Below are 3,953 nucleotides of genomic sequence, written 5' to 3' on the forward strand. Positions count from 1 at the left end.
CCTCGCGCTGGCGGTCGTTCACCGCCTGCAGCAGGGAGACCGCGGTGCCGACGCCGTGGTAACGGCCGTTGCGGGTGACGATGAAGCCGCGCATCAGCGCGCCGGGGCCGCCCTTCAGCAGGGTGTCGCAGAAGGCGTCTATGCTGACGCCGGCCTCGACCACGGCGGGCTCGGGATCCATCACGTGGATGACCGGCCGCTTGGCGTACAGGGCATGGCCGAAGGCGCCGGCGATCTTCAGCAGGAAGGCGTTGCGCTCGATCAGGCCGACGGGGCGATCGCCCTCGATGACGGGAATGACCAGGGTGTCCGGTTCGCGCTCAAAGCGCGCGAAGACGTCGCTGCCCGGCGTCTGAGGCCCGATGGCTTCTGCGCGTTCGGTAAGGGTTTCGATTGTCGGCATACTGGCCGGCACTCCACTGCGACCGGTGGACAATGCAGCGGAACCGTTTTCGGAAGGGTTAAGATGGAACCCGCCGTCTTATCGCCTTTTTTGCCCCGCCGCCGGGGCTGGTGTAGAAGGCCCGTCCGCCGAATTCAGGCCCCATCCCCTTGTCCATGCGCGCGGCCGACCGGCCGACCGCAGGTTTGTCATGAGCGAATTGTCCCAAGACGCTGAAAAGCACGCCGAAAAGTCTGCCCTTGTTCTCTTCTCCGGGGGGCAGGACAGCGCCACCTGCCTGGCTTGGGCGCTGGAGCGGTTCGACCGGGTCGAGACGGTGGGCTTCGACTACGGCCAGCGGCACGCGGTGGAGATGGACGCGCGCCTGAACGTGCGCGACGGCATGATCAAGGTGCTGCCGCAGTGGGCTGACCGGCTGGGGCCCGACCACGTCGTCGACCTGACGGGCTACGGCAAGATCGCCGAAAGCGCCCTGACCGCCGAGCGGGCCATCGAGATGGACGCGCGCGGCCTGCCGACCACCTTCGTGCCGGGCCGCAACCTGGTCTTTCTGACCTGCGCGGCGGCTCTGGCGGACCGGCGTGGGCTGGAGGTGCTGGTCGGCGGCATGTGCGAGACCGACTTCTCGGGCTATCCAGACTGCCGCCGCGACACCATCGAGGCGATGGCGCGGGCGCTCAGCCTGGGGCTGGACAAGCCGGTGGTGATCGACACCCCGCTGATGGCCCTGACCAAGGCCGAGACCTGGGCCTTGGCCGACCGGATCGGCGGCGCGGCGCTGGTCGAGCTGATCGTCGAAGCCTCGCACACCTGCTACCGCGGCGACCGCGAGCATAGGCATGACTGGGGCTACGGCTGCGGCGACTGTCCGGCCTGCGAACTGCGCGGCGCGGGCTACCAGGCGTGGATCGCGTCGTGACCTACGCGGCCAAGGAAATCTTCCTGACGGTGCAGGGGGAGGGCGGCCAGGCCGGCCGCCCGGCGGTCTTCCTGCGCTTCGCCGGCTGCAATCTGTGGAACGGGCTGGAGCGCGACCGCGCGGCGGCCGTCTGCACCTTCTGCGACACCGACTTCGTGGGGACGGACGGCGACGGCGGAGGCAAGTTCGCCACGGCCGACCTGCTGGCCGATCATGTCGCGTCAATGTGGCGGGGCCGCGAGGGGGATCCCCGGCTGGTCGTCTGCACCGGCGGCGAGCCCCTGCTGCAGTTGGACGCCCCCCTGATCGAGGCCCTGCATGCGCGCGGCTTTGAGATCGCCATCGAGAGCAACGGCACCCTGGCGGCGCCCGCCGGGATCGACTGGATCTGCGTCAGCCCCAAGGCCGACGCGCCCGTGGTTCAGACCGCCGGCCAGGAGCTGAAACTGGTCTTCCCCCAGGCCAAGGCCATGCCCGACCGCTTCGAGGGGCTCGATTTCGAGCGCTTCTGGCTGCAGCCCATGGACGGCCCCGACCAGGCCGCCAACACGGCGGCGGCCATCGAATACTGCCTGACGCACCCCAAATGGCGGCTCAGCGTCCAGACCCACAAATACATCGGCGTCCGCTAATGCCCGTCTTCGAGATCACCAAACAGGCCACCTTCGACGCGGCCCATCACTTCCCCAACGAACCCGAGGGCAGCATCTATCGTCGCGTCCACGGCCATTCGTTCACGGTCGAGGCCACGGTCCGCTCCGAGGTGCTGGACGCCGAACACGGCTGGGTCGCGGACTTGGGCGCCCTGGATCGCGCCCTGAAGGCCGCCGCCGAGAAGCTGGATCACGGCATGCTCAACGAGCATGAGGGGCTGGAATTGCCGTCGCTGGAGAACCTGTGCCTGTGGTTCGTCGGCCAGTTGAAGCCGGACTGGCCGGGCTTGTGCCGCATCCAGGTGGCGCGCCCGACCATCAACGAGCGCTGCGTCCTGAGCCTGTAGAGAAGCCCGCGCTAGCAGGTCTTGCCCTGCTGCTGGCGGCGCTCGCAGCGGCGCTGTTCGCGTTCCCACTGGCGCTGTTCGCGCTCGCGCCTGGCCCGGGATTCCTCATCCGAGGTGGTGACGGCGTCCACGCCCGCGCCGACCACGGAGGCCCCGGCGCCGACGACCGCCGCGCCCGCGCCGACGGCGGCTCCGACCAGGCAGCCCTGCAGCATCAGCGATCCCGCGAGGACGGCGGACAGGGCGGCGGCGCGTTTGACGATCTTCATGGCGAATTCTCCCGACCCGGCAGGGTTAACCCGGGATTGGTGAATACACTCTGACGCAGAGTGCGGCTTGAAATGGGGCGGGAGTGGTGGGCGGCGAGGGGTTCGAACCCCCGACCCCCTCGGTGTAAACGAGGTGCTCTGACCAGCTGAGCTAGCCGCCCGGTCGCGTGAAGCGAGGTGGGCCTTCTAGGCCGGACCGCGGAAAAGAAAAAGGCCCGCCGGTGATCCCGGCGGGCCTTTTGTCGTGTGTCGTCTACCGATCCTAGAACCGGAAGCTGGCCCGCAGGAACAGCATGTAGCGCACGTAGTTGTCGAGCATTTCGGCGTCGGCGCTGACCGACAGCATGCCCAGTTCGTTGCCGACGTTCAGGCGGAAGCCGACGATCGGGCCGCCGCCCTCGATGGTGTCCGGCGACAGGCGGAAGTCCGGACCGCCCGAGCGGAAGCGGGCGATGGTCTCGCCCGGATCGACCGAGATGTTCTGACGCCAGCCGAGACGCAGTTCCGGCTTCAGCCAGCTGTTCTGGCCCATCGACATGGCGACGTTGATCGCGGCGGTGGCCGAGAACAGGTGGCCGTCGCGGTCGTCGATCTCGAGATCGAAGCCGTCGCCGCCGCCGCTTTCGACGTGGCCGTCCTCGCTGAGCGAGAAGTACTCGGCGTAGACTTCCGGACGGATGCTGAAGCGGCCGAAGCTGCGCTCATAGGAAGCGCCGCCGGCGGCGGACAGCGTCAGGCCGTTCCAGTCGGAGGTGTTGGTTAGGTTCAGGCCGGCGCCGACGAAGCGGCGCTCGGACTCGAAGGTCGCGTAGCCGGCGGCCGCGCGAGCCCAGGTCGTCCAGTACTGGCCCTGGGCGCGCCAGTAGAGGCCCAGCTCCAGCAGGTTGGCCGACAGGACTTCCTCGGCCTCGGACTCGGGGTCCTCGAGGTCCGACGAGGTGAAGGCGACCGACAGGCCGACCGCGCCGAGACCCGTGCCGCGCTCGACGCCGCCGGCGACGCCGAAGCCTTCCGAGCGGAAGCCGTAGGAGTCGGTCTTGTCCTTGTCGGCGTAGAAGTTGATCTCCTGCACCCAGGCGCTGGTTTCGCCCGGCGCGGCCGAGGCGTTCCGGCCGGTCAGGGCGCGGGTCACGGCGTCCACGCCCGAGGCCAGGGACACCAGCGGGCCGCCCGAGTGATCCGGCAGCAGCTGTTCGTACAGGTTGATGAAGTCGTCGCGCGACAGCTGGGCCAGGAAGGCGTTGCGCATGTCGGTGTCACGGCTCAGCGAGCTGTAGAAGGCGTCGTACATGGACGCCTCGACCGAGATCAAGCCCGCTTCCTGCGTCGTGCGCTGTCGGGCGTCGGCGTAGATGGTGTTGG

General features: G+C 68.8%; 5 protein-coding genes, 1 tRNA gene and 1 pseudogene. 3 read left to right on the forward strand and 4 right to left on the reverse strand.

The genetic code is table 11. From position 1 onward, the window contains the following. Positions 1-403 (reverse strand): annotated as a pseudogene (locus Q0C81_RS17120) (response regulator receiver protein); the annotation flags it as partial. Between the two features lie 190 nt (positions 404-593). Between Q0C81_RS17120 and queC the strand changes: the two are divergent. From queC to Q0C81_RS17135, 3 genes are read left to right on the forward strand one after another with little or no spacing between them, the layout of a single operon-like run. After that, positions 594-1,322 (forward strand): 7-cyano-7-deazaguanine synthase QueC, encoded by a 729-nt coding sequence (queC, locus tag Q0C81_RS17125; protein WP_291840847.1) that lies wholly within the window; start codon positions 594-596, stop codon positions 1,320-1,322. Then, on the forward strand, positions 1,319-1,954 hold the full coding sequence (gene queE, locus Q0C81_RS17130; protein WP_291840850.1) for a 7-carboxy-7-deazaguanine synthase: 636 nt from the start codon (positions 1,319-1,321) through the stop codon (positions 1,952-1,954). The genes queC and queE overlap by 4 nt, the downstream gene beginning before the upstream one ends. Further along, positions 1,954-2,322, forward strand: a complete 369-nt coding sequence (locus Q0C81_RS17135; protein ID WP_291840853.1) for a 6-carboxytetrahydropterin synthase — start codon at positions 1,954-1,956, stop codon at positions 2,320-2,322. Before queE ends, Q0C81_RS17135 begins: the two co-directional genes overlap by 1 nt. Positions 2,323-2,333: 11 nt before the next feature. Here Q0C81_RS17135 and Q0C81_RS17140 read toward each other — a convergent pair whose 3' ends face one another. The 3 genes from Q0C81_RS17140 to Q0C81_RS17150 form a co-directional block, all read right to left on the reverse strand. Then, positions 2,334-2,591 carry a hypothetical protein gene (locus tag Q0C81_RS17140; RefSeq protein WP_291840855.1) on the reverse strand — a complete coding sequence of 86 codons (258 nt, stop codon included), beginning with the start codon at positions 2,589-2,591 and terminating at the stop codon, positions 2,334-2,336. A gap of 84 nt (positions 2,592-2,675) precedes the next feature. After that, positions 2,676-2,752: transfer RNA gene (locus Q0C81_RS17145), tRNA-Val, on the reverse strand. 101 nt (positions 2,753-2,853) lie between these two features. Next, positions 2,854-3,953 (reverse strand): autotransporter domain-containing protein (locus Q0C81_RS17150; RefSeq protein ID WP_291840859.1); only part of this gene is annotated, 1,100 nt, incomplete at its 5' end.

The sequence above is a fragment of the Brevundimonas sp. genome (assembly GCF_023259385.1).
In the GTDB taxonomy this organism is placed as follows: Bacteria; Pseudomonadota; Alphaproteobacteria; order Caulobacterales; family Caulobacteraceae; genus Brevundimonas.

Bases quoted from the DNA above. Each gene is read 5' to 3' on its own strand.
- queC (WP_291840847.1), top strand. From the start codon at position 594: ATGAGCGAATTGTCCCAAGACGCTGAAAAGCACGCCGAAAAGTCTGCC.
- Q0C81_RS17135 (WP_291840853.1), top strand. From the start codon at position 1,954: ATGCCCGTCTTCGAGATCACCAAACAGGCCACCTTCGACGCGGCCCAT.
- Q0C81_RS17140 (WP_291840855.1), bottom strand. From the start codon at position 2,591: ATGAAGATCGTCAAACGCGCCGCCGCCCTGTCCGCCGTCCTCGCGGGA.